Here is a 24,916-nt window from a genome sequence, read left to right on the forward strand (position 1 = left end):
AACGATGCCTGAGCACACCAGCGGCACGCAGCACGCGCCGACCGGCAGACGCCTGGAGGTCGACGACGTCATCGTCGTGGAGCCCGCGAAGATGAAGCTCGCCCTCCGCGGCGCCTTCGTCGGCAACTTCATGGAGTGGTACGACTTCGGCATCTACGGCTATCTGGCCGTGACCATGACCAAGGTGTTCACCGCCGGCATGCCCGACTCCCTCGGCCTCACGGTCACCCTGCTCGGCTTCGCCGTCTCGTTCCTCGTCCGCCCCTTCGGCGGCATGATCCTCGGCCCCATCGGCGACCGCATCGGCCGCCAGAAGGTGCTCTACTTCACGATGGCGATCATGGCCATCTCCACCGCGCTCATCGGCATGCTCCCGTCGGCGGCGCAGGCCGGCGGCTTCTGGGTCATCATCCCGCTCTACCTGCTCAAGATGACGCAGGGCTTCTCGACGGGCGGCGAATTCGCCGGCGCCACCACCTACGTCTCCGAGTTCTCGCCCGACAAGGACCGCGGCTACTGGGCGTCGAAGCTCAACGTCGGCTCCTACCTGGGCTTCGCCGCGGGGGCCACGGTCGTCGCGCTGACGACCCTCACCACCGAGAACCTGCTCGGCATCGAGGGCGCGATGGTCGAGTGGGGCTGGCGCATCCCGTTCCTGCTCGCGATCCCGCTCGGTGCGATCGCCATCTACTTCCGCATGCGGATCCCCGAGCCTCCGGGGTTCGAAGAGACGAAGGAGCTGCAGCACGAGCAGCCGCCGACCGACCCGCACGACCTGCAGTATCGGCACGGCCTCGGCAGCCTGGTCCGCGTCTACTGGAAGCAGATCCTCATCGGCATCTCGATCGTCGCCGCCGAGGGCACGGCCGGCTACGCGCTCACGAGCTACATGCCGACCTACCTCGAGAAGGATCTCGGGATCTCGAACCTGAACGCCGCCATCGCGACGGTCCCGGTGCTCGTGATCATGTCGCTGCTGCTGCCCACGATCGGCCGCTGGTCGGATCGGGTGGGGCGCAGGCGGGTCTATTTCCTCGCGACGGGATCCTCGCTCGTACTCATGCTGCCCGCGTTCCTGATCCTGCAGACGGCGCCGCAGGCCGGCATGTGGGTCGTGTTCCTGGCGCTCGGGATCGTCGCGATCCCCGTCGCATTCTTCGTATCGATGACCGCGTCGGCGCTGCCGGCGCTGTTCCCCACCGCGGCCCGCTTCAGCGGGATGGGGATCACCTACAACCTCGCCGCCTCGCTCTTCGCCGGCACCACCCCGCTGATCGCCGATCTGCTCGTCAACGCGACGGCCGGATCCTGGATCAGTCCGTTCATGCCCGCGCTGTGGATCATGACGTTCTCGGCCATCGCCGTGCTCGCCGTGCTCGCGATGCGCGAGACCGGAGCCCGCCCGCTGCTCGGCTCCGTGCCCACCGTCGCCACGCGCGCCGAGGCTCAGGAGCTCGTCGCGACGCAGGACGAGAACCCGTTCATCGACACGCGCACCATGCCGCTGCGCGTCGTACCGGGACGCGGTCGCTCCGCTGGACGCGGCTGAGGATTCCCCGATGCGCACGATTCCCGAACAGCAGACCGCCTTCCTGCGGCTCGTGGTACTGCTGCAGTCCGTTCCGCTGGGCATCATGCTCGGCGCGCTGATCGGCCTCCTGCTGGGCGGCCCGTCCCTCGGCCCGGCTCCGATCGTGACGCTCATCGTCGGCTGGCTGCTCTGGTTCTTCGGCCTCGTCATCACGCTGACCCTGACGGCCCGGAACGAAGCGCAGCTGCAACGGCGACTCGCAGCGGCCACCGAGGCGGCCGCGCTGCACCCCGCCGCGGTCGCAGAGTGGCCCGCGGTGAACGCGATCCTCTCGCGGGCGATGCCGGTGAGGAAGCGCGCGGCGTTCCGCACGGCCCTCTACGTCGCGAGCACCGAGCGGCACGGCGTCCTGCCGGTGGCCGTCCGCATCGCACCGGGCACTCCCCCGCCCCAGTTCAGCGGTGCGCGGCTGCGTCTCGCCCCGACGGATCCCGCAGTCGCGGTCATCGAGGGGCTCGCCGCTCCGGCCGAGCACGCGGCCGCGGCCGGCGATCCGGCGCTCGCCGGGCTCAGCCGGGTGCAGCGGGGGCTCTCGCTCCCGTTGCGGTCCTGGCTGCCCGGGCTCGCGCCCGGCGGCATCGCGCTGGTCCTCACCGCGGCGCTGCTCCTGCTGCTCCGCTGATCGGGACCGCCGACCGCTCCGCGGTTCACTTCGCTTCTAAATACAATGTCACACCCCACAAACGCGCGAGGAGGCGCCATGACCGAGACCTGGATCTCGACCACCGATTACCACACCGCCGGCGAGCCGTTCCGGATCGTCACGGAGGGGGCACCCGTGCCCTCCGGCGCGACCGTGGGCGCCAGGCGCGTGAACGCGATCGCCGACGAGGGCGGGATCGACGCGCTGCGCCGTCTGCTGTGCAACGAGCCGCGCGGGCACGCCGACATGTACGGCGGTTTCATCACCCCGCCGGATGATGAGGGCGCGCACTTCGGGGTGCTGTTCTGGCACAAGGACGGCTTCTCCACCGCGTGCGGGCACGGAACGATCGCGCTGGGCGTCTGGGCCACCGACACCGGCCTCGTCGAGTCCGATCCCGACGGCATCACCGAGGTCCGCATCGACGTGCCGTCGGGCCGGGTCGCCGCGCTCGTGGAGCGTCGCGGCGGCGCCCTCGTGCGGGCCACGTTCCGCAACGTCGCCTCGCACGCGATCGCGCGCGGCGTGGAAGTCGGGACCTCGCGCGGCAGGGTGCGGGCGGACCTCAGCTTCTCGGGCGCCATCTACGCGTCGGTGCGCGCGGCCGATCTCGGGCTCTCGGTGACCCCCGCGCACTACACCGAGCTGATCGCGCTCGGGCGCGAGGTGAAGTGGGCGCTCAACGAGTCGCCCGAGGCGCAGCACGCCGCGGACCCGCGGCTCTCGGGGGTGTACGGCACGATCCTGTGGGACGATCTCGGCCGCCACGACGGAGGCCCCCGCCAGCGCAACGTGACGGTGTTCGCCGACGGCGAGGTGGATCGCTCCCCGTGCGGCTCCGGTACGGGCGCGCGCGTCGCCCTGCTCGCCGACGACGGCACGCTCGGCCCCGACGAGACGCTCGAGCACCGCTCGATCGTCGATACCGTGTTCGCCGCGAGCTGGGCCGCCGGACCGGTCGCTGCGGACGGGCGCCCGACCGTGATCCCCTCGGTCTCGGGAACCGCATACCGGACCGGCGAGCACCGGTTCGTGCTCGACCCCGCCGATGCACTCGGCGACGGCTTCGTGCTGCGCTGACTCCGCTCAGGCCGGTGCCGGTTCAGCGATAGGACGCGCTCGACCGGTACCGGGGCCGGCGTTGGCACCGGCCTCGGTTCCTGGCCGCCCGCGCCCCGATGGGTCAGCGCACGCCGACGAGACCCGTGCTCGGCCCCGGATGCGGCCCTTCGAGGCGCGCGACGGAGACCTTCACCTCACTCAGCCCAGCCTCGACCGCGCGGACGTCGCCGCGCAGTTCGTGGACCTCGCCGCGCAGTTCGTGCACCTCGGCCTTCACCAGGTTCACCTCACCGCGCAGTTCGTGCACCTCGGCCTTCACCAGGTTCACCTCACCGCGCAGCTCGTGCACCTCGCCGCGCAGCTCGTGCACCTCACCGCGCAGCTCGTGCACGTCCGCCTTCACCTCCTGGATCTCCTGTCGCATCAGTTCGAACCGGCGGTCGACCTGTTCGAACCGGCGGTCGACCTGTTCGAACCGGCGGTCGACCTGCTCGAACCTGCGATCGATCTGGGCGAAGCGACCGTCCAATCGCCCTTCCAACCGCCGCAGCATCGTATGGAGACCACCGAAGATCGTCGCGACCGCGCCGATGACCGCCACGAGCGTGCCGATCGTCTCAGGAGGCATGTCGACCCTCGCTTTCCGGCGCGACCTGCCGCGCCTGACCGCAAAGGTACCCGAGCGCCGCGCGGCGCGTCACCGGGGTGCGAAGACCTGTGGATAACCCGTCCGGCCGGCTACGCGACGACGCGGCCGCCCCGCACGACCGAGACGCGGGCGTCCTCCTCCCAGAGGGCGGCCGGCTCCGCGATCGGGTCGGCCGAGAGCAGCAGGGCGTCACCGTAGGCACCGGTTCCGAGGTGCCCGAGCGCCGGGTCGCCGATCAGCTCGGCGTTGACCTCCGTCATCGCCCTGAGCGTCGCTGCCGCGCCGCTCGCCTCGATCTGCAGCCGGACACCGCGCAGCTGGTCGTCCTCGAGATCGCCCATCAGATCGGTGCCGAAGCCGACCCGCACTCCGGCGGCGAGCGCGATCCGCACGGCCTCCTGGCCGCGCGAGAGCACCTCGGCGTTCTTCGCGAGCGAGATCGCGTTGAGGCCGATCCCCGCGCCGCGACGGTCCATCGCGTCGTACGCCGCGAGCGTCGGAACGAGGAAGGCGTCGAGCTCGGCCATGCGGACCGCGGTGGCTGAGTCGATGAGGTTGCCGTGCTCGATGGAGCGAACCCCGTTCTCGATCGAGTGGAGCACCGCCTCGGACGAGTAGGCGTGAGCGGCGACGTAGCTGCCCCGGCGCTTCGCCTCCTCCGTGACGACGCGAACTTCCTCGGGCGAGTACTGCGGGATGGGCAGCGGATCGGCGAGCGAGAACACGCCGCCCGAGGTCATGATCTTGATGGCGTGCGCGCCGGTGCGCAGTCGATCTCGCACCGCGAGGCGGAGGTTCTCGACGCCGTCGACGACCTGGCACATGTGCCCGTGCGAGAAGCAGACGTCGATGTGGGGCGCGCGCGGGTCGCCGTGCCCGCCGGTCTGGCTGAGCGCGGGCCCGGTGAAGTGGTAGCGGGGCGCATCGAAGAGATCGGCGTCGATCGCGCGGGCGAGCCCGATGTCGCCGCCGGCGACGTCGCGCACGGTCGTGAAACCGCGGCGCAGGGCACGTTCGAGCCGACGGGTGCCGTTGATCGCGGTGAAGCTGAGCGGCCCCCGCTCGTTCTCCATGCCGTCCATGCTCGTGGCGTAGGCGTGGAAGTGCGCGTCGATGAGGCCGGGCACGAGCCATCGCCCCGCCGCGTCGAGCGTCTCGGCGCCCTCGGCCGGGCCGTCGGCGACGTGCCCCTCGATGATGTGCACCTCACGGTCGACGAACGCCTCGCCGTCCCACACGTGCGCTCCGACGATGTTCAGCGATCCCGTTCGCATTCCGCTCCTTTGCTGCTGCGCGGTGCGGCGGTTGGATGCCGCACCCACCTCACCGTAGCGTCGAGCCGCCTCAGCCCGCCAGAGCGCTCTCGATGGCGGCGCGCAGCGCCGGATCCTGCGGCTCGACGGCCGAGCGGAAGCGCGCGATGCGCGGCTGCCCGCCGTTCGCCGGGTCGGGCCACACCACGAACTTCTCGAAGTTCCAGCGGACGACGCCGCCGCGCCCCTCCGCGTCCTTGCCGCGGCGCAGCTCCTCGAACAGGGCGTGCCGACCGCGGCCGTTCACTTTGCCCTTCTCGAGCAGCGGGAAGGTGACGCCGTAGTTGATCTGGCAGAACTCGGAGATCTCGTTCGAGGTGCCCGGCTCCTGGCGCAGGAACTGGTTGCACGGCATGCCGAGGACGGCGAGCCCTCGTTCGCCGAACTCCCGATGCAGCTCTTCGAGCCCGCCGTACTGCGGGGTGAAGCCGCACTTGGAGGCGACGTTGACGACGAGGGCTGCTCCGGGCGCGAGTTCGCCGAAGCGGGTCTCGGTGCCGGAGAGCAGGGTGACGGGGATCTCACGGATCGGTGCGGGGCTCATGGGTCCGACGCTACTCCGTTTCGGCCGTGGAGAGGCTGATCATCCGGATGACTCCGAAGCGGTCGCGCGGATCGCTTCTTGCAGCCCGGAACGGGAGCGTGCTAGCTTGTGCAATGTCACACACCATAGAGACTTCCCGGGACCGATCGGCACCCGGACCGCCCGAAAGGAACCGCTCGCAATGACCGAGAAGAAGCCCTGGCACGGCGTCATCGTCGCCACCGCTCTGCCCTTCAACGACGACCTGTCGGTCGACTACGACTCCTATGCGGAGCACGTCGCCTGGCTCGCGGAGAACGGCTGCGACGGCGTCGCACCCAACGGCTCGCTCGGCGAGTACCAGAACCTCAGCGACGTCGAGCGCGCGAAGGTCGTCGAGACCGCGGTGCAGGCCTCGCCCGAGGGTTTCACCGTCATGGCGGGCACCGGCGCATACGGTGCGCTCCAGTCGGCGCACTGGGCCGAGCAGGCCGCGAACGCCGGTGCGAGCTGCGTCATGCAGCTGCCCCCGAACGTCTACCGCGCGAACCACGAGCAGGTGAAGCACCACTACGCCACGGTCGCCTCGGTCGGCCTCCCCGTCGTCGCCTACAACAACCCGATCGACACCAAGGTCGACCTCGTGCCGGAGCTCGTCGCCGAGATCCACGCCGCGGGCAACATGGTCGGCATCAAGGAGTTCTCGGGCGACCCGCGCCGCATCTACGAGATCAAGGAGCTCGCTCCGACCCTCGACATCCTCATCGGCACCGACGACACGGTGCTCGAGGTCGGCCTCGCCGGCGCCGTGGGCTGGGTCTCCGGGTACCCGAACGCGATCCCGAAGTCGTGCATCGAGCTGTTCGAGCTCTGCACCTCGGGCAACGTCGAGGATCTCGTGCGCGGCCAGGAGATCTACCGCGACCTGCACTCGCTGCTGCGCTGGGACTCGAAGACCGAGTTCGTCGAGGCCATCAAGCTCTCGATGGACGTGCTCGGTCGCAAGGGCGGCGCCTGCCGTCCCCCGCGCCTGCCGCTCGCGCAGAGCGTCGCCGACCGGATCATCGCCGACACCCGAGCAGCCGTGGCCAAGGGCTACGACAAGTAACCCGAACCGGTCCCGGTGCGGCGCCGTGCGCCGCACCGGGACCGCCACTCCCACTTCGCACCGCAGCCCACGAACCCGAGGAACCCCATGCGCACCTCGCACGTCTACCACGCCGTCGATTCCCACACCGAGGGCATGCCCACCCGCGTGATCACGGGCGGGGTCGGCGTCATCCCCGGCAAGACGATGGCCGAGCGCCGCACCTGGTTCATCGAGAACAACGACGAGCTGCGGCAGCTGCTCATGTTCGAGCCCCGCGGCCACGCATCCATGAGCGGCGCGATCCTGCAGCCGCCCACCCGCGACGACTGCGACTGGGGCGTGCTCTACATCGAGGTGTCCGGTCTGCTGCCCATGTGCGGCCACGGCACCATCGGCGTCGCCACCGTGCTCGTGGAGACCGGGATGGTCGAGGTCACCGAGCCCGTCACCACGATCCGGCTCGACACCCCCGCGGGCCTCGTCATCGCCGAGGTCGCGGTGACCGACGGCCACGCCGACAGCGTCACCATCACCAACGTCCCGTCGTTCTCCGAACGGCTGGGCGCCAGCGTCGAAGTCCCCGGGATCGGCACCGTCGCCTACGATCTCGCGTTCGGCGGCAACTTCTACGCGATCGTCGAGCTCGAGTCGATCGGCATCGAGTGGCGCGAGGATCGCGCGAACCAGGACGAGCTGCTCTCGGCCGGCCTCGCGATCATGGACGCCATCAACGCTTCGGACGAGCCCGTGCACCCGGAGCGCGACGACATCCGCGGCTGCCACCATGTCTATCTGCAGGCCCCGGGATCGACCGCCGAGCGGTCGCGCCACGCGATGGCCATCTTCCCCGGCTGGTTCGACCGCTCCCCCTGCGGCACCGGCACGAGCGCGCGCATGGCCCAGCTGCACGCGCGCGGCGAGCTCGCCCTCGACACCGACTTCGTCAACGAGTCCTACATCGGCTCCCGCTTCGTCGGGCGGCTCATCGCCGAGACCGAGGTCGCGGGCCGACCGGCCGTGATCCCCACCGTCACCGGCCGCGCCTGGATCACGGGCACCGCCCAGTACATGCTCGACCCGAGCGATCCCTTCCCGAGGGGGTTCCTGCTGTGACCTCCCTCCCCTACTTCGACGCGGACGCCGTACGCGCCGCGCTCCCCTACGACCGCGCCATGCGCGCGATCCGCGAGGGCCTGCTGCACGGTGTGGATCCCGAGCTCGACGGCCCGCGCCTCTTCAGTCCGGCACCGGGCGGCGAGTTCCTGCTCATGCCCGCGCAGGGCGCCGAATACAGCGGCCTCAAGGCGCTGACCGTCGCGCCGGGCAATCCCGCACGCGGCCTCGAGAAGATCCAGGGCCTCTACGTGCTCTACTCGTCCGACACACTGGCCCCCGTCGCCGTGATGGAAGGCGCGAGCCTCACCGCGATCCGCACGCCGGCGGTCGCCCTCACCGCCGTGCGCGCGCTGGCCGAGGCCGCACCGTCCGGCGCGGAGCTGCCCGCCGAGCCGCGCGTGCTCGTCTTCGGCGCGGGCGTGCAGGCCGCGAGCCACATCGAGGCGGCCCTCGCCGCGTTCCCCGGCGCGCGATTCGACGTCGTCGGGCGCAGACCCGAGCGGGTCGCCGCGCTGCGCGAGACGGTCGCGCCCATCGAGTTCCGCGATCGCACGTCGGATCCGGAGGACGCGGTGCGCGAGGCCGACGTGATCCTGTGCGTCACCAGCGCCAGCGCGCCCCTCTTCGACGGCTCGCTCGTGCGCGACCACGCGATCGTCGCAGCCGTCGGCACGCACGGGCGCGAGCTCCGCGAGCTGGACGATGCCCTCGTATCGCGCGCCGACATCGTGGTCGAGGGCCGGGACTCCGCCCGCCGCGAGAACGGCAATCTGGCCACCGCGATCGACGACGCCGGGTGGGAATCGGCTCCTCCCGCGAACCTGCACGATCTGGTCTCGGGACGCGTCGTCCGCACCCCGGGACGCCCCGCCGTCTACACGGGTGTCGGGATGTCATGGGAGGATCTGATTTGCGCCTCCGTGGTGTTCGCCGAGGGCCGGCTCGCCAGGGAGAACTGAGGAGATCCCATGTCGACCGTCCCCGCCCGCGAGCCCCGCGCCCGTCTCACACCGCTCAAGCGTCCGCTGAACCTGCGCGAGACCGTGCTCGACCAGCTGCGCACCGCGATCATCACCGGCGAACTCGCGGAGGGTTCGCTGGTTTCGGCGCCCACCCTCGGCCAGGCGCTCGGCGTCTCGGCGACACCCGTGCGCGAAGCGATGATGGATCTGGCGCGCGAGGGCCTCGTCGAGACGATCAAGAACAAGGGCTTCCGCGTCACCGCGATGAGCCAGTCGGATCTCGACGACCTCGCCGAGATCCGACTGCTGGTCGAGCCGCCGTCGATGCACGGCGTCGTCGGCAACGTTCCCGAGGCGGCCTACGAGGAGCTGACGCGCCTCGCCGATTCCTGCCGTCGCGCCGCGGAGCGCGAGGACCTCGTCGAATACCTGCGCGACGACCGCGAGTTCCACGCGCTGGTGCTCTCGTTCACCGGTAATCCGCAGCTCGTCTCGCTCGCCACGTCGCTGCGCGTGCGCACCCGCATGTACGGCATCGCCACGCTCGCGCGCGACGGCCGCCTCGCCGAGAGCGCGGGCGAGCACCACCGCCTCATCGAGCTGCTCCGCGCGGGCGACGGCGCCGCCGCGGAACGCCTCATGCGCGAGCACATCGGCCACGCGCGCAAGTCGTGGGCGACGGGCGAGATCGACCGTTCCGAGGCACCGCCGGGATCCGATGAGGACGGGAGCGCATGACCCGCCGCACCTCCGACGTCCTCATCATCGGTTCCGGGATCATCGGAGCCGCCACCGCCTACTTCGCCGCCCGAGCGGGCCTCTCGGTCACCGTGCTCGAACGGGATCTGCCCGCGAGCGGCACCACCTCGCGCTGCGAGGGCAACATCCTCGTCTCCGACAAGGAGCTCGGCCCCGAGCTGGAACTCACCCGGTACTCGCTCGATCTCTGGAAGGGCGAGCTCGCCGAGCACGGCCACCGCTGGGAGTTCGAGGCGAAGGGCGGCATCATCGTCGCCTCGCGCGAGAGCAGCCTCGCCTCGCTCGAGCGGTTCTCGGCATCGCAGCGCGACTTCGGCATCGTCGCCGAACGCCTCGACGCCGCGGGGCTCCGCGAGCTCGAGCCACACGTCACCGATCGGGCCCTCGGCGCCGCGTTCTACCCCGAGGACAGCCAGGTGCAGCCGATCCTCGCCGCGACCGGCCTCCTGCGCCTGGCCCGCGATCTCGGCGCGCGCCTCGAAGTGCGCACCCCCGTCACCGGGTTCCTCCGCTCGGGCGATCGAGTCACCGGCGTCCAGACCCCGCGCGGGGACTTCTCGGCCGCGCACGTCGTCAACGCCACCGGCACCTGGGCCGGTCAGCTCGCCGGGATGGCCGGGGTGAACGTGCCCGTGCTGCCACGCCGCGGCTTCGTGCTGGTCACCGAGCCGCTGCCGCCGATGGTCCACCACAAGGTCTACGCCGCCGAGTACGTCGACAACGTCGGCAGCTCCGACGCCGGCCTGCAGGCCTCGCCCGTGGTCGAGGGCACGCCGGCGGGGACGATCCTCATCGGGTCGAGCCGCGAGCGCGTCGGCTTCGACGGCGCGATCAGCACCGAAGCGCTGCGCACCATCGCCGGCAACGCGATCCAGCTCTTCCCGTTCCTCGAACGCACCCGGATCCTGCGGCATTACCACGGCTTCCGCCCCTACTGCCCCGACCACCTGCCCGTGATCGGCCCCGATCCGCGCGCGCCCGGTCTCTGGCACGCCTGCGGCCACGAGGGAGCCGGCATCGGCCTCGCGGCCGGCACCGGCAAGCTGCTGGCCCAGGCCATCGCGGGCGCCGCCCCCGAGCTGCCGCTCGCGCCGTTCCGACCCGAGCGCTTCGACGAACCCGAGTTCCTGGCCGCGCATCCCGAGGCCGTCCCCGCACCCGAGGAGGCGTCCGCATGAGCCCCGATCCCGGCGCGCGCGTGCGCGCGAGCTTCGACGGCGAGCCGATCGAGGCCGAACCGGGCGCGAGCGTCGCCGCCGCGCTGATCTCCACCGGTCGCGCGGCCTGGCGCACGACCCGCGAGGGCAAGCCGCGGGGCCTCTTCTGCGGGATCGGCGTCTGCTTCGACTGCCTCGTCGAGATCGACGGGGAATCGGGTCAGCGCGCGTGCATGATCCCTCTGACGGAGGGCATGCGGGTGTGCTCTGCGGGCGGACCGCGCAGCGAGACATCCGGGGCACCCGAGACATCCGAGGCGCCCACGGTCGAAGGCGACGCGGCATGACCGCCCGGAGCACCGGCGCCGCGCCCGCGCTCCACGTCGCGATCGTCGGCGCCGGGCCCGCGGGCCTCGCCGCCGCCGGCGCGGCGGTCGCGCAGGGCGCGCGCGTCGCGGTGGTGGACGCCGCCGAGCAGCCCGGCGGCCAGTTCTGGCGGCACCGCTCCGAAGCCGCCGGCGTGACCGACGACGGCGCGTTCCACCACGGCTGGGGAGAGTATCTCGCGCTGCGGGCCGCGTTCGACTCCGGCGTCTCGTCCGGGGCCATCGCGTACTTCCCTGCGACCAGCGTCTGGATGGCACGGCGCATCGGCGGCGGGCCCGGGGGCGGCGATCGCTTCGCGCTCGAGCTCGCGCCGGCGCACGGCGCGGGATCTGCACCCGTACCGTCGATCCGCGCATCGCGCCTCGTTCTGGCCACCGGCGGCTACGACCGGCAGCTGCCCGTTCCCGGCTGGGACCTGCCCGGCGTCATGGCGGCGGGCGGCATCCAGGCCTTCGTGAAGCAGAACGGCATGCTGCCGGGCCGCCGCTTCGTGATCGCCGGCACCGGCCCCTTCCTCCTGCCCGTCGCCGCCAACATCGTGCAGGCCGGCGGCGCGGTCGCCGCGGTCTGCGAATCGGCGTCGCTCACCGGCTGGCTGCCGCGCGCGCACCGTGCCGCGGGTGTGCCCGCGAAGGCGCTCGAGGGAGCCGAGTACGCCTGGGCGTTCCTGCGGCACCGGATCCCGTACCGGATCCGCACGGTCATCACCGAGATCCTGGGCGACGACCGGGTCGAGGCGGTGCGCACGGCGCGCGTCTCGGGCGCGGGCGGCGTGGTGCCCGGGTCGGAGCGCGTGATCGACGGCATCGACGGCGTCGGCCTCGGCTGGGGGTTCACCCCACAGCTCGAACTCCCCGTGCAGCTCGGCGCGGCGACGCGAGTGGACGTCGACGGCTCGCTCGTCTGCGAGGTCGACGAGCACGGGCGCTCCTCGGTGCCCGGCCTGTTCCTCGCGGGCGAGCTCACGGGTGTCGGCGGAGCCGTGCTCGCGGTGCTGGAGGGGCGGATCGCCGGACGCTCCGCGGGCGCCGAGGTCGTGTCGGGCGCGTCCGGTCCGGTGGCGCCCGGGGAGCTGCGCGCACTCGCGCGGCAGCGCGGGTTCGCGGAGGCGATGCACCTCGCTCACCCGGTTCCCGCGGGATGGCGGGATCGGCTCACCGAGTCGACCGTCGTGTGCCGCTGCGAGGAGGTCTCGGCGGGTGCCCTGCTCGAAGCACGGGCGGAGCTCGCGGCCGAGGATCTGCGCACCGAGAAGGGCGTGACCCGGGCCGGCATGGGCTGGTGCCAGGGGCGCGTCTGCGGGTTCGCGGTGTCGTGCCTCAGCGGCGGCGATGCCCGGGGCTCGCTGAGCACCTCGGCGAAGCGTCCGGTGGCGCAGCCGCTCCCGCTGGGCGCGTTCCTCGACCTGGAGTAGCGGCCTAGGATCCGCTCGCGTACAGCGACCGCGCACGCCCCACGAGCGCGTCGATCGCCGGACCGCGTTCGCCGCGCCGCCAGACGAGCAGCACGGGTACGGGCTCGACGTCCGAGATGCCGCGGTACCGCACCCCGTCCCGTCGGTGGTGGTGCGAGGTCGCCTCCGCGGTGATGCCCACCCCGCGGCCCGCGGCGATGAGGTCGAGCCACTGGTCGACGCTGTTCGACTCGATGAACGCGGGCGCGGCGTTCCCCGCCCACAGCCCGGCGTCGGTGGTGCCCGAGCGCACATCGATGACGACGGTGCGCTCGGCGATCTCGGTGAGGCTCAGCTGCCGACGGCGGCCCCAGCCGGCGTCGTCCTCGGCGAAGGCGACCACGCGACGCTCGTGCCCGAGCACCGTCGACTCGAACACCGGATCGCTCGGCGGGCGGCGCATGATCGCGGCATCGCACCGCTGCTCGAGCAGGCTCGCCTCCGCCGTCTCGACGCGCACCAGCTCGAGGTCGGATCCGGTGTCGGCGGGCGACCAGTCCCGCAGCAGTCGGGCCGTGTGCACGCCGAGCGCCGCCCACGCGTAGCCGACCCGCAGGACCTCGCGCCGCGATCCCGCGAACTCGGTGAACCGGTCGGCCTCCGCGAGCACGCGCCGGGCCGCGGGCAGCAGCTCCCATCCCGCCGGTGTCGGTGTGCACCCGCTCGGCAGTCGGCGCAGCAGCTGCGCGCCGAGACCGCGTTCGAGGCCCGCGATGGTCCGGGAGACGGCGGCCTGCGAGACGAAGAGCCGCGCGGCGCCCTCGGTGAACGATCCGGCGTCCGCCACGGTCACGAAGCACCGCAGTTCGCGCAGCGTCCACTCCATAACCACATCGTATGGCAGCGTCGCAGAACGCACCACGCCCGCGTACGGATCGCCCCTATCCTTGCCCGCATGACCATCGCCCGCAGCACCGCGACCGGCATCCCGGACGCGCCGACCGCGCCCGCACCCGCACCGACCCGAGCGCGGGCGCTCGGGATCGCCATGTCGCTCTCGGGGTTCGCGGTCAACCAGGTGGGCGCCGCGCTCGGGGCGCTCGCCTTCCCCGTCATGGGTCCGGTCGGCGTCGTCGCCGTGCGGCAGCTGGTCACCGCGGCGATCCTGCTGCCCGTCGCCCGCCCGCGCTTCGCGCGCTACCGCGCCGCCGAGTGGTGGCCCGTGCTCGGGCTGGCGCTCGTCTTCTCGATCATGAACCTCACGCTCTACCTCTCCGTGCAGCGGATCGGCCTCGGCCTCGCCGTCACCCTCGAGTTCCTCGGTCCGCTCGCCGTCGCGCTGCTCAGCTCGCGCCGGATCGTCGATGCCGCATGCGCGCTCCTCGCGGCGGCGGGCGTGGTCGTGCTCACCCACCCCGGCCCGGCATCCGACCTCGTCGGGATCGGGTTCGGGCTCATCGCGGCAGCCGCCTGGGCCTGCTACATCCTGCTCAACCGCACGCTCGGCCGGCGGTTGCCCGGCATCGAGGGGACCGCGGCGGCGAGCGCGGTCGCGGCCGTCGTCTGGCTGCCGGTCGCGATCGTCTGGTTCGCCGGGCACCCGCCGACCGCGACGGCGCTGCTGCTCGCGGCGGGCTGCGCGCTGCTCTCGTCGATCGTGCCCTACGTGATCGACCTGCTGGCCCTGCGCCGGCTCCCGGCCGGCCTGTTCGGGATCCTGACCAGCACGAGCCCCGTGTGGGCCGCGCTCGTCGGCTGGGCGCTGCTCGGCGAGCGGCTGCAGCCCGCCGAGTGGATCGGTGTCGCGCTCATCGTCACGAGCAGCGCGGTCGCGTCGGGGCTGGCGCTGCGCAGAGCGCAGCGAACCGCCGGTTGAGCGGGGAACGGGAGGAGACCGGATGGGTTTCGACTCGCTCCGCTCGCTCAACCGGCGGTCGGCGCCTAGGCCCCCAGGTACGCCTCGATCACGCGCGGGTCGGCGGCGAGCTCGTTCGCCGGGCCCGACATGGTGACGCGGCCCGACTCGAGCACGTAGGCCCGGTCCGCGATCTTCAGCGCGGCGCGCGCGTTCTGCTCGACGAGCAGGATCGTGGTGCCCTGCTTGTTGACCGCGGCGATGATCTCCATCACCTGCTTGACGATCAGCGGCGCGAGACCCATCGACGGCTCGTCGAGCAGCAGCAGCTTCGGCCCTCCGACGAGCGCCCGGCCGAGGGCGAGCATCTGCTGCTCGCCGCCCGAGAGGGTGCCGCCCTGCTGGGTGCGCCGCTCCGCGAGGCGCGGCATCAGCTCGTAGGCGTAGTCCGCGCGCTCCTGGATGAGCTTCTGATCCTTCACGAGGTACCCGCCGAGGAGCAGGTTCTCGTGCACCGTCATGGTGGAGAAGATCTTCCGCCCCTCCGGGATGTGCAGGAGCCCGGCACCGACGATGTCCCACGGCTGGAGCTTCGTCAGGTCCTTGTCGCCCCACGTCACCCGGCCGCTCTTCGCGCGGACGAGCCCGGAGAGCATCGACAGCGTCGACGTCTTGCCGGCGCCGTTGTTGCCGAGCAGGGCGACGATCTCGCCCTCCCCGACCTCGAACGACAGCGCGCGCAGGGCGTGCACACGGTTGTAGTAGAGCTCGACGTCCTCGAGCACGAGCTTGCTCATTCGTCCTCCTCCGTTCCGAGGTACGCGGCGATCACGAGCGGATCGTTCTTCACCTGTGCGGGGGTGCCGTCGGCGATCTCCTTGCCGTAGTTCAGCACCACGATCCGCTCGGAGATCTCCATGACGAGGCCCATGTCGTGCTCGATGAGCACGATGCCGACGCCGAGCGCGCGGATCTTGCGGATCAGCGCCATCAGCTCCTGCTTCTCGTTGTGGTTGAGGCCGGCGGCGGGCTCGTCGAGCAGGATCAGCTTCGGCTCCGTCGCGAGCGCACGGGCGATCTCGACGCGGCGCTGCTCGCCGTAGGGCAGCTGCGTGACGAGCAGCTCGTCGTCGGCGCGGAAGCCGACGAAGTCGAGCCAGCCGCGCGCGTCCTCCGTGCACTTCGCCTCGCTGCGGCGGTATCGCGGGGTGTGCAGCATCGCGTCGAACACGTTCTGCCGGAGCCGCGAGTGCATGCCCGTCTTGACGTTGTCGAGCACGGTCATCTCCTTGAAGAGCCGCACATTCTGGAACGTGCGCGCCATGCCGAGCTGCGTGATCCGTGACGGCTTCCTGCGCGTGATCGCTTCGCCGTCGAACACGACGGATCCCGCGTTCGGCCGGTAGAAGCCCGAGATGCAGTTGAAGGCGCTCGTCTTGCCCGCGCCGTTCGGTCCGATGACCGAGACGATCTCGCCCTCGTGCACCGAGAAGCTCAGGCCGTCGACCGCTTTGATGCCGCCGAACGAGACCGCGAGGTCGCGCACCTCGAGGATCACGGGGCCGCGGGCGCCGCCCGGGCTCGGATCCGTCGGGGCCGCGGCGGTTGCCTGGATATCGCTCATCGTCGTCCCTCCTCTGCGTCGTCATCGAGCTCGCCGACCACGCCGACGACCGCCGTCGGCGGCACCTGCGGGATCTGCCGCTTCTTCAGGAACGGCAGCACCGCGTTGGCCGGCCAGATCCCCTTGGGGCGGAAGATCATCGCGACCACGAGCAGCACGCCGAACAGCAGGTAGCGCCACTCGCTGAACTCGCGCAGGAACTCGGGCGCGAGCGACACGAAGAGCGCGCCGATGATCACACCGGGCGTCGATCCCATGCCGCCGAGCACGACCGCCATGAGCACGAGCGCCGAGTACAGGAACTCGAAGCTGTTGGGCGAGATGGCCGAGAGGTGCGCCGCGAGCAGGGTGCCCGCGAAGCCGCCCCAGACGGCGCCGATGATGTAGGCCATCAGCTTCGTCTTGTAGCCGTTGATGCCCATCGCCTCGCTGACGTCCTCGTCGTCGCGCACCGACTTCCAGGCGCGACCGAGCTTGCCCTTGCCGAGGCGGGAGACCGCGACGACCGCGAGACCGATGCCGACGAACAGCACGAAGTAGTAGAAGAGGATCTTCGAGTTGAACGTGATGCCGCCGAGCACGAGCCCGTCCGAGAACGACCAGCCGAAGAACGACCAGGTGGGGATCCCGTGGATGCCCGAGGGGCCGCCCGTGATGTCCAGGTTGTTCGCCGTGATGCGGATGATCTCGCCGAAACCGAGCGTGACGATCGCGAGGTAGTCGCTGCGCAGGCGCAGCGTCGGGCCGCCGATCACGAGGCCGGCGACGATGCAGGCGAGCACCACGACCGGGATCGTCTCGAGCATGCTCCAGCCGAAGGTCGTGGTGAGGATCCCGCTCGTGTAGGCGCCGACCGCCATGAAGGCGATGAAGCCGAGGTCGAGGAGCCCGGCGTAGCCGACCACCACGTTGAGCCCCATCGCGAGCACGACGTAGATCATGGCCGAGGTGAGGATCGAGATCAGGTACGGGCTCGCCGAGATGAACGGCAGCACGGCCGCCGCGACGAACAGCACGAGGGCGACCACCTTCATGAACCGTTCGGGGGCGAGCAGGCCCGAGACGGCCGGCGGCCGATCGAGGAAGGGCTTGGGCGCTTCCAGGCGCCGAGTGGTCTTCGCCATGATTACACCCTCTCCACGACGCGCTCGCCGAGCAGGCCGGTGGGTTTGAACACGAGGAACAGGATCAGGAACCCGAACGCGAACACATCGCGCCACTCCCCGCCGAAGAAGTTCGTGCCGAACGACTCGAGCATGCCGAGGACGATGCCGCCGACCATCGCGCCGTAGAGGTTGCCGATGCCGCCGATCACCGCCGCGGTGAACGCCTTGAGTCCGATCACGAATCCCATGAGGAAGTCGATGGATCCGTAGTAGGCGGCCGCCATCACACCGGCCGCGCCCGCGAGCGCCGATCCGATGAAGAAGGTCCGCGAGATGACCTTGTTGACGTTGACGCCCATGAGCAGCGCAGCGTTCTGGTCGAGCGCGATCGCGCGCATCGCGCGTCCCTCGCGCGAGTGCATCACGTACCGCTGCAGCAGGAACATGAGCACGGCCGCGACGACCATGAGCACGATCTGCGGCATGGTGACGCGGGCGCCGAGGATCTCCATCTGGCCGCCGCCGAGGCGCACGGGGAAGACCAGGGGGCTCGCGCCGAAGATCTGCCGCACCGCGTACTCGAGGGTGAAGGAGACGCCGACGGCGGTGATCAGCGCCGAGAGCCGGGGGCTCTTGCGGAGCGGACGGTAGGCGACGCGCTCGATGAGCACGCCCATGCCGCCGGTCAGCAGCATCGCGATGAGCAGCACGAGCAGCAGGATCGGGATCGAACCGATCCCGAACAGCCCGGTGACCCCGCCGAGCACCACGAAGGCGAAGAACGAGCCGAGCATGTAGAGGTCGCCGTGCGCGAAGTTCAGCAGCTTGATGATCCCGTAGACCATGCTGTAGCCCAGGGCGACCAGGGCGTAGAACGAACCCACGAAGAGCCCGTTCCAGATGAGTTGGAACATGTGGTGCCTCTCAGGCCTGAGAGGACGCGTGGGGGCGGGGAGTCCGTCGTCGAGCGCGACGACGGACTCCCCGTCCTCGAGCGCCCGCTACTTCAGGTCGTCCTTCAGCACGAACGCGCCGTCGGTTCCGGTCGGGGCCACGATCACGAAGCCGCCGCCCTCGCGGGAGCCGTCCGCGGCGAAGGTCAGGTTGCCGGTCAGCAGCGGGAAGTCCTTGAGGCCCTTGAGCGCATCGACGACCTTCGTGTAGTCGGTGCCCTTGGCGTCGGTCATGGCCTGCGCCATCACCTTGACCGCCTCGTAGGTCTGGATCGAGTAGGGGCCGGGGGCCTTCCCGCCCGAGACCTTCTTGTAGTCGGCGATCCACTTGTCGCCGTTCTCGAGCATGTCGGGCGTGCGGGTGAAGGTGCCGTACACGTCCTTCATCGAGTCGGCTCCGGCGATGGCCGAGAGCTGCGCGTCGACCGAGCCGTCGCCGACGAGGATCGGGCCCGTGTAGCCCGCGCCGCGGAGCTGGTTGATGAGCAGACCGCCGGCCTGGTAGTAGCCCGTCCAGACGACGTAGTCCGGCTTCGACGAGAGGATGCTGTTGACGTTCGCCGAGAAGTCCTTCTCCTTCGGGTTCACGTGCTCGCGCTTGACGGTGAACCCGGAGGCCTGCTTCTCGATCGAGTCGCCCAGGTCCTTCGGGTAGGCCTGGTTGTCGTCAACGATCACGACGGTCTTCGCGTTCGCCTTCGTGACCCACTTCACGGCCGCCTCGGCCTGCTGCGTGCCGGTGCCGTTGACGAGGAACGCGCCCTGGCCGACGAGCTGGTTCGAGTTCGCTGCGGGGATCACCATGGCGATGCCGGCGTCCTTGAAGATCGGCAGGGTCGGTAGGGTGGCGCCGGAGCAGTATCCGCCGACGCTGCCCTTGACGCCCGCGGTGACGAGCTTCTGCGCGGCGGCGACGGCGGTGGTCGCGTCGCAGGCGTCGTCCTCGGTCACGAGCTCGAGCTTGCGTCCGTCGACGCCGTCCTTGGCGTTGATCTCGTCGATGGCGAGCTGCGCGCCGTTCTTCATGTAGTCGCCGAAGGCGGCCTCGGAGCCGGAGAAGGGGGCGAGCATGCCGAGCTTGATGGCGCCCTTGTCGTCACCGCCGCCGGAGCCGCCGCTTGCGAGGCCGCCCGAGCAGCCGGAGAGTGCGAGTGCCGCGCCTGCGGCGAGCGCCGTGGCAGCTGCCAGTCGGCGGGTGGAGGGGCGTGAGAACATCGGTGTTCCTTTCCGGTGATGCTTCGTCGAATCGTCGGATCGGTGCGGCTCCCGGTGGAGTCCGCCTCGACTACCAGTGCAATGGTACTGACGGGTTCGGCGTCGAGGAACCGGAAAAGGTCACAGTTCTGGCACGCTGATGCGCGTGTGTACGCGCACTGGATCCCGTGCGGTGCATGCCCCTTATACGGAGCGAGTTTGTGCACCGTTCTCCCGGCGTGCACCGCGGAAATATGACATAGCCAATTTTCGCGAGCAACCGCGGAGCCCGTCGAGGTTGCAGTCGTGCATGGAATCCCGCGTCATTCCATGCACGACTGCAACCTCGACGCACACGGCGATGCGCGGGCCGCGGGCCGCGGGCCGCGGGCCGCGGGCCGGCGGCAGTGCTCGGCCTGCGGGGGCTAGCCGATGAGGCTCGGCTGCAGGTCGCGCAGCGTGCGCGAGCGCATCTGGCGCCCCACTCCGACCGCGGAGAGCAGCACCGCGGCCACGAGCACGAGCCCGAGCAGCAGCGCGTCGTTCACCGCGTGCGAGAGGTTGCCGCCGTACATCACCTGGCGGATCCCGTCGACCGCGAACGACATCGGCAGGTAGTGGTGCAGCGTCGCGAGCGGTTCCGGCAGCGTCTGCCAGGGGAACGTACCGCCGGCGGTGACGAGCTGCAGCACCATGAGCACGAGGCCCATGAACTGGCCGACGCTGCCCAACCAGACGTTGAGCGCCAGGATAATGGCCGCGAACGTGGCCGATGCGAGCGCCATCATGCCGTACACCGCCCACGGATGCTCGGCCCTGAAGCCCAGGGTCCCCGTGACGATCGCGTACAGCGCGGCCATCTGGATCGCGCCCAGCAGCGCCGGGGTCGCCCAGCCCGCGAGTGCGACGGGCAGCGGACTGCGCAGCGCGGTCATCGCCCGGCGAGACACCGGCTTGAGGATCAGGAAGAGCGCGTAGATGCCGATCCAGGCGGCGAGGCTCACGAAGAACGGAGCGAGACCGGCACCGTAGGTGCCCGCGGAGGTGACCTTCGAGGTCTGGACGTCGACCGGATCCGAGATGTTCTGCGCCTGCTTCGCGCGCAGCGCGGCGTCGCTCTCGGGGATCTTCTCGATGCCCGCCGCGAGTCCCTGACCGAGCGTCCCGATGCCGTTCTGCAGCGTGCCGAGCCCGGTCTCGAGCGTGCCGAGCCCGTCGGTCAGCGTTCCGGCCCCGTCCGCCGCGGTGGCGATGCCGTTCGCGAGCTGCGGGGTGGCGTCGGCGAGCTTGCGTGCACCGTCGGCCACCTGCTGGGATCCGGCCTGCAGCTGATCGAGCTGCGCGCTCGCGCCCTGCACCTTGGTGTTCGCCTCGCGCAGCGCGGAGCCGGCCTGGTCGAGGCGACCCGCGACCCGGTCGATGGCCGCCTGGTCGAGGCCGGCCTTCTTGAGCTCGTCGATGATCGCCTGACGGTCCCCCGACAGCCGATCCACCGCCTGCTGGCTGCCGCCCGCGACCTCGCGCCCGATCCGGGCGATCTCGGCGTCGGCTCCCGCGACCTTCGCCGCGCCGTTCGCGAGCTGCTCGGTCTGGGCGGGCAACGACGCGGTCCCCGTGCGCAGCTGATCGAGTCCGGTGGCGAGCTTGCCCGCGCCGTCCTTCGCGCTCTTCGCGCCGTCCTTCGCGGAGCCCGCGCCGGTGCCGAGCTTGACGGTGCCCTCGTGCGCCTCCCCCAGCGAGGTGCGCACCTGGGCGAGCCCGTCGAGGAACTGCTTCGCGGCCTCCTGGTTGACCGATTTCACGATCTGCTGGCGGATCTGCTTGACCGCCTGCTCGCCGATGGTCGAGGCGAGATAGCTGTTCGCGTCGTTGGTGGTGAGCAACACCTCCGCGCGATGCGGATCGGTGCCTCGCGACGATTCGAGCGCCGCGGTGAAGTCCTTCGGGATCGTGACCGAGAAGTCGTAGTCCCCCGCGCCGACGCCGCGCTTCGCCTCCTTCGCGCTCACTCGATTCCAGTCGAAGCTGCCGTCGTCGATGAGCTGCTTCGCGACCTCGTCGCCGACGTTGCGCGTCGTATCCCCGTGCTGCACGCCCTCGTCCGAGACGACGAGCGCGACGGGCACCTGGTCCAGCTTGGCGTAGGGATCCTGATTGGCCCAGAGGTAGAGCCCGCCGTAGAGCAGCGGGACGCACATGAGCGCCACGAACGCGAGACGCGCCATCTTGGTCGCCCACAGGCGGGCGAACTCGGAGCGGATCATCTGCAGGATCTTCACGCGTCTGCTCCCGTTCCGTGCGCGTCGGTGCCGGCGCTCTCCGCCTCACCGGCCGCGAGCGCTGCCGCGATGCTCGCCGCATGCTCGGCGCGCAGGGGCGTCACCTCGCCCGTCCCCCACCCGTTGGGGTGGGCCTCGATCGCGGCGCGGGCCGCGAGACCCGCGATCACGAGCACGGCGGTCCCGCGCTCGGCAATCTCGCACGCGATGCGCCACCACTCCTCGGGATCGCCGCCGTGCCGGTCGGGCGAGACGATCACGAGCGCTTCGACGTCGGGCCGCAGCAGGGCGAGCTCGCTCAGTGCGCGCACGCGCGCCCCGGGTGCGAGGTCGGCCATGATCGTGCGCTCCTCGTCGCGGAGCCCGAGCCGATCGAGCTCGCGCCGGACCGCGAGCAGTCCGCGGCGCTGCCCGGCGAACATGAGCTCCTCGGCGACCACGTCGCCCAGCCGGACGTCGCCGTGCGGCTCGCTCACGTCGGGCGCGTCCACGAGCGCGGTGCGGTGCCGCAGCGCGCGCCGGTCGGCTTCGCCGTCGAGGCGGACCGAGCCGGTGTCGGGCTTCATGCGGCCCGTGGCGATGAGCCCGAGCACGGTCGGCCGCTGGGCGGTCTCCGCCTCGACGAACACGGCACGGCCGCTCTCGACGGTCAGCGAGGTCTGCGGCAGCGCACGGCCGCCCGGCCCCTTGGTGACGGCCTCGACTTCGATCCTCACCGTGTTCCTTCCTCGCAGCGGTCGCGCGGGCCGATCCCCGGAGCGAGCACCGGAGCATTCTCCCACGATGCGCTCTGAACGCCCGCTCGGAGGGGCGTTCCGCGCTGTTCAGGCCCGCGCGCCGGGCCGGGTCCGTTCGATGGTCCGGTCGTTCTCGTCCTCGTCGTCGAACCCGCCGCTCGGCGCGGATCCGCCCCCGGCGACCTCGACCAGCACGACCGTGATGTTGTCGCGGCCGCCGGCGGCGCAGGCGCGCCGCACCAGCTCGTCGGCCGCGGCGTCGACGTTGGCGGTCATGGTGAGCACCGCGCGCAGGTCGTCGTCGCCGACCTCCGTCGTCAGGCCGTCCGAGCAGATCAGCACGCGCATTCCCGCCTCGATGGGCACCAGCCAGGCGTCGTGCCGGGAGTCGAGCGAGCCGAGGGCCCGGGTGATCACGTTGCGCGACACGCGCTCGGCGTCCGCGCTGCCCTCCGCGCGCAGCTCCTCCTGCAGCGAGTGGTCGCGGGTCACCTGCACGAGTTCGGAGCCCCGGTGGAGGTAGACGCGGGAGTCGCCGATGTTGAGCACGTACCAGTGGGGTACGCCCTCGACCGAGGTGCGGATCGCGCCGGTGAGCGTGCACCCGGCGCCGCGCTCGGTCTGAGCGGAGAGCCCCGCGACCGCGGCGCGGGCGCTGTCGATGGCGCCCTCGATCTGGGTGATGGGCACGCCCTCGGGCGTCGCGGCGAACCGCCCCGAGAAGGCCTCGATGGCGGCGCGGCTGGCACGGTCACCCGCGTCGTGCCCGCCCATACCGTCGGCGACCAGGAACACCGGGTCCCTGGCGAGCAGCGAATCCTCGTTCACCGCGCGGCGCAGGCCGGGGTGGGTGAGGGCCGCGGCCTCGAGTCCGATCACGCGTCACCGTTGCGGATCAGCCGCACCTCGAGGGTGCCGATCACCATGCGCTCGGTGGCGAGCACCTCCGAGTGCGGGGTCACGTCCTCTTCGGTGTCGTCGTCGAACAGCAGCACCAGGCCGTTGGTCGAGCCGAGATCCTCGATCGACCACATGTCGCCGTCGTACCGCAGGCGCGCGTGCGACTTCGAGAGCGTGCGCGTCGGATCCGGGATCGTGAGCAGCGCCATGCCCTCGGGCCCGCGCGGCTTCCGGCCGATGATGACCTCTTCGTCGCGCAGCGGCAACCGCTCGCCGTCGGGGAGCTCCAGCACCCAATCGATGCGCGGGCGGCGGGCGACGACCACGGTGCGGTCCAGCTCGTCGTCGGTGCGCTCGACCTCGGCCGGCATCGCCTGCGGCGCGGCATCGGCGGCGTCGGCCGCGGGCTCCGCCTTGCGGACCTTGCGCGTCGTGTATGCGGACTCGGAGTCGGTGTTCACGACGGACGGATCGAGCGCCGGGTCGGCCGCCGGTGCGACCGGGACGGGGATCGGAGGGGCGCTGACGATCGGCGGCACCGGAGCGGGCGCCGCGGCCGGAACCGGCGGGACGCCGGGCGCCACGGGCGCCTCCGCGTGAGGCACGGCGGGCGCGGGAGCGGCCGCCCGCGCGGCGGGTGCGGCGGGTGCGGCGGGTGCGGAATCCGGCCAGGAGAACGGCTGCGGCGGCGCCTGCGGCTCGAGGCGGGACGCCGGCGGCGCCTGGAGCCCCTCGGCCGCGAGCCGGGCGTACTCCCGCTCGGTGTCGCTGCCGAGCGGGCCGTCGAGCTGGGGAGCCGCCTCGGGTGCGGCGTGCCGCGGCACCGGGGGCGCCGCCTCGGACGCGGCCGGCTGCTTCCCCTCGGCGAGCAGCGCGTCGAAGTCGGTCGGCTCCGGTGCGGGCTGCGCCGGCTGCACCGCCCACGGATCCTGGACGGCGGGCGCGGGCTGCGCGGCGGCCGGAGGCTGCGGCGGCGCGAACGACTGCTGGGGCGCCGGCTGCTGCGGAGTCTGCTGCTGATACGCGGCGGCCTGCGGCTGGCCCGGCTGCGGCGCGAACTGCGGCGCCGCGGGCTGCGCCGGGGCCGCCGGAGCCGCGAACTGCTGGTGCGCGGGCTGCGGCGCGAAACCGGTCGGCTGCTGGGTCGGCTGGGGCGCGTACCCACCGGGCTGCGGCGCGAATCCACCCGGCTGCTGACCGGCCGGAGCGAAATCGGAGAATCCGGAGGACTGGCGCATCACGCCGCCGCCCGAACGCGCCATGTGCCCATTCAGCAGGGTCGCCCAGAGCGCGGGGATGAACGCGCCCGCGACGGTGTAGCCGACGCTGCCCCGGGCCTCGGTGGTGAGGCGGTGGTAGGCGATCAGTCGCACGATGTAGCCGATGATCGCGAGGCCGGGCACGAGGAACGCGAGGATCAGCCAGCCCGGCAGATCGGCGCGCTGCAGCAGGCGCCAGTCGTTCCAGACCGGGATCCATCCGTGGGACGACGGCAGGTCGAGCTTGGGGAACAGCCGCGAGAGCGCGGCGAGGTACCAGATGTACAGTCCGAGACCGATCAGACCGGACACCCCGAACATGACCCAGAAGGGAGCATTCCCCATATCGCGAACTCCTCTACAC

General features: G+C 71.4%; 24 protein-coding genes. 11 read left to right on the forward strand and 13 right to left on the reverse strand.

What is annotated here, in order from left to right:
* Positions 1–4 precede the first annotated feature (4 nt).
* From ABD169_RS00325 to ABD169_RS00335, 3 genes are all read left to right on the forward strand, one after another.
* The gene (locus ABD169_RS00325) at positions 5–1,549 is read left to right on the forward strand and encodes an MFS transporter (RefSeq protein ID WP_344027794.1); all 1,545 of its coding nucleotides are present in this window, start codon (positions 5–7) and stop codon (positions 1,547–1,549) included.
* A 10-nt stretch (positions 1,550–1,559) separates the two neighbouring features.
* Positions 1,560–2,213, forward strand: coding sequence for a hypothetical protein (locus ABD169_RS00330; RefSeq protein WP_344027797.1), 654 nt, complete (start codon positions 1,560–1,562; stop codon positions 2,211–2,213).
* Positions 2,214–2,291: 78 nt separating this feature from the next.
* Positions 2,292–3,314 (forward strand): proline racemase family protein, encoded by a 1,023-nt coding sequence (locus ABD169_RS00335; protein ID WP_344027799.1) that lies wholly within the window; start codon positions 2,292–2,294, stop codon positions 3,312–3,314.
* 103 nt (positions 3,315–3,417) lie between these two features.
* Here ABD169_RS00335 and ABD169_RS00340 read toward each other — a convergent pair whose 3' ends face one another.
* From ABD169_RS00340 to ABD169_RS00350, 3 genes are all read right to left on the reverse strand, one after another.
* A complete protein-coding gene (locus ABD169_RS00340; protein WP_344027802.1) occupies positions 3,418–3,924 on the reverse strand; it encodes a hypothetical protein in 507 nt (168 codons plus the stop codon).
* A gap of 110 nt (positions 3,925–4,034) precedes the next feature.
* Entirely contained in the window at positions 4,035–5,219 is a 1,185-nt protein-coding gene (locus ABD169_RS00345; RefSeq protein WP_344027805.1) for a metal-dependent hydrolase family protein, read from the reverse strand.
* 70 nt (positions 5,220–5,289) lie between these two features.
* Positions 5,290–5,802, reverse strand: a complete 513-nt coding sequence (locus tag ABD169_RS00350) for a glutathione peroxidase (RefSeq protein WP_046454102.1) — start codon at positions 5,800–5,802, stop codon at positions 5,290–5,292.
* 181 nt (positions 5,803–5,983) lie between these two features.
* Between ABD169_RS00350 and ABD169_RS00355 the strand changes: the two genes are divergently transcribed.
* The 7 genes from ABD169_RS00355 to ABD169_RS00385 all read left to right on the forward strand — a co-directional run bounded on the left by ABD169_RS00355 (position 5,984) and on the right by ABD169_RS00385 (position 12,666).
* Positions 5,984–6,889 carry a dihydrodipicolinate synthase family protein gene (locus tag ABD169_RS00355; RefSeq protein ID WP_046454103.1) on the forward strand — a complete coding sequence of 302 codons (906 nt, stop codon included), beginning with the start codon at positions 5,984–5,986 and terminating at the stop codon, positions 6,887–6,889.
* Between the two features lie 87 nt (positions 6,890–6,976).
* Positions 6,977–7,984: a proline racemase family protein gene (locus tag ABD169_RS00360; RefSeq protein ID WP_344027814.1), complete on the forward strand. Its 1,008-nt coding sequence runs from the start codon at positions 6,977–6,979 to the stop codon at positions 7,982–7,984.
* Positions 7,981–8,946, forward strand: coding sequence for an ornithine cyclodeaminase family protein (locus tag ABD169_RS00365; protein WP_344027817.1), 966 nt, complete (start codon positions 7,981–7,983; stop codon positions 8,944–8,946). Before ABD169_RS00360 ends, ABD169_RS00365 begins: the two co-directional genes overlap by 4 nt.
* A 9-nt stretch (positions 8,947–8,955) precedes the next feature.
* On the forward strand, positions 8,956–9,687 hold the full coding sequence (locus tag ABD169_RS00370) for a GntR family transcriptional regulator (protein ID WP_344027819.1): 732 nt from the start codon (positions 8,956–8,958) through the stop codon (positions 9,685–9,687).
* Positions 9,684–10,886, forward strand: a complete 1,203-nt coding sequence (locus ABD169_RS00375; protein WP_344027822.1) for an NAD(P)/FAD-dependent oxidoreductase — start codon at positions 9,684–9,686, stop codon at positions 10,884–10,886. The genes ABD169_RS00370 and ABD169_RS00375 overlap by 4 nt, the downstream gene beginning before the upstream one ends.
* The gene (locus ABD169_RS00380) at positions 10,883–11,212 is read left to right on the forward strand and encodes a (2Fe-2S)-binding protein (protein ID WP_344027824.1); all 330 of its coding nucleotides are present in this window, start codon (positions 10,883–10,885) and stop codon (positions 11,210–11,212) included. Before ABD169_RS00375 ends, ABD169_RS00380 begins: the two co-directional genes overlap by 4 nt.
* A complete protein-coding gene (locus ABD169_RS00385) occupies positions 11,209–12,666 on the forward strand; it encodes an FAD-dependent oxidoreductase (RefSeq protein ID WP_344027827.1) in 1,458 nt (485 codons plus the stop codon). The genes ABD169_RS00380 and ABD169_RS00385 overlap by 4 nt, the downstream gene beginning before the upstream one ends.
* A 4-nt stretch (positions 12,667–12,670) precedes the next feature.
* Here the strand turns inward: ABD169_RS00385 and ABD169_RS00390 are convergent, their stop codons facing one another.
* Positions 12,671–13,531, reverse strand: coding sequence for a LysR family transcriptional regulator (locus tag ABD169_RS00390; RefSeq protein ID WP_344027830.1), 861 nt, complete (start codon positions 13,529–13,531; stop codon positions 12,671–12,673).
* Positions 13,532–13,600: 69 nt separating this feature from the next.
* Here ABD169_RS00390 and ABD169_RS00395 point away from each other — a divergent pair, with 69 nt between their 5' ends.
* Positions 13,601–14,521 carry an EamA family transporter gene (locus tag ABD169_RS00395; protein ID WP_344027833.1) on the forward strand — a complete coding sequence of 307 codons (921 nt, stop codon included), beginning with the start codon at positions 13,601–13,603 and terminating at the stop codon, positions 14,519–14,521.
* Between the two features lie 65 nt (positions 14,522–14,586).
* Here the strand turns inward: ABD169_RS00395 and ABD169_RS00400 are convergent, their stop codons facing one another.
* The 9 genes from ABD169_RS00400 to ABD169_RS00440 all read right to left on the reverse strand — a co-directional run bounded on the left by ABD169_RS00400 (position 14,587) and on the right by ABD169_RS00440 (position 24,897).
* Complete coding sequence (locus ABD169_RS00400) at positions 14,587–15,297, reverse strand: ABC transporter ATP-binding protein (RefSeq protein ID WP_344027836.1); 711 nt, start codon at positions 15,295–15,297, stop codon at positions 14,587–14,589.
* Complete coding sequence (locus ABD169_RS00405) at positions 15,294–16,124, reverse strand: ABC transporter ATP-binding protein (RefSeq protein ID WP_344027840.1); 831 nt, start codon at positions 16,122–16,124, stop codon at positions 15,294–15,296. Before ABD169_RS00405 ends, ABD169_RS00400 begins: the two co-directional genes overlap by 4 nt.
* Complete coding sequence (locus ABD169_RS00410) at positions 16,121–17,248, reverse strand: ABC transporter permease subunit (RefSeq protein WP_344027843.1); 1,128 nt, start codon at positions 17,246–17,248, stop codon at positions 16,121–16,123. The genes ABD169_RS00405 and ABD169_RS00410 overlap by 4 nt, the downstream gene beginning before the upstream one ends.
* Before the next feature lie 2 nt (positions 17,249–17,250).
* Complete coding sequence (locus ABD169_RS00415; RefSeq protein WP_046453886.1) at positions 17,251–18,144, reverse strand: branched-chain amino acid ABC transporter permease; 894 nt, start codon at positions 18,142–18,144, stop codon at positions 17,251–17,253.
* A gap of 87 nt (positions 18,145–18,231) precedes the next feature.
* Positions 18,232–19,398 (reverse strand): branched-chain amino acid ABC transporter substrate-binding protein, encoded by a 1,167-nt coding sequence (locus ABD169_RS00420; protein WP_344027848.1) that lies wholly within the window; start codon positions 19,396–19,398, stop codon positions 18,232–18,234.
* Positions 19,399–19,802: 404 nt separating this feature from the next.
* Complete coding sequence (locus ABD169_RS00425) at positions 19,803–21,656, reverse strand: YhgE/Pip family protein (RefSeq protein WP_344027851.1); 1,854 nt, start codon at positions 21,654–21,656, stop codon at positions 19,803–19,805.
* Complete coding sequence (locus tag ABD169_RS00430; protein WP_344027854.1) at positions 21,653–22,372, reverse strand: hypothetical protein; 720 nt, start codon at positions 22,370–22,372, stop codon at positions 21,653–21,655. The genes ABD169_RS00425 and ABD169_RS00430 overlap by 4 nt, the downstream gene beginning before the upstream one ends.
* A 108-nt stretch (positions 22,373–22,480) precedes the next feature.
* A complete protein-coding gene (locus tag ABD169_RS00435; protein WP_344027857.1) occupies positions 22,481–23,272 on the reverse strand; it encodes a PP2C family protein-serine/threonine phosphatase in 792 nt (263 codons plus the stop codon).
* Positions 23,269–24,897 (reverse strand): FHA domain-containing protein, encoded by a 1,629-nt coding sequence (locus ABD169_RS00440; RefSeq protein WP_344027860.1) that lies wholly within the window; start codon positions 24,895–24,897, stop codon positions 23,269–23,271. Before ABD169_RS00440 ends, ABD169_RS00435 begins: the two co-directional genes overlap by 4 nt.
* Between the last annotated feature and the right edge of the window lie 19 nt (positions 24,898–24,916).

Source organism: Leucobacter iarius, assembly GCF_039530105.1.
Classification (GTDB): domain Bacteria; phylum Actinomycetota; class Actinomycetes; order Actinomycetales; family Microbacteriaceae; genus Leucobacter; species Leucobacter iarius.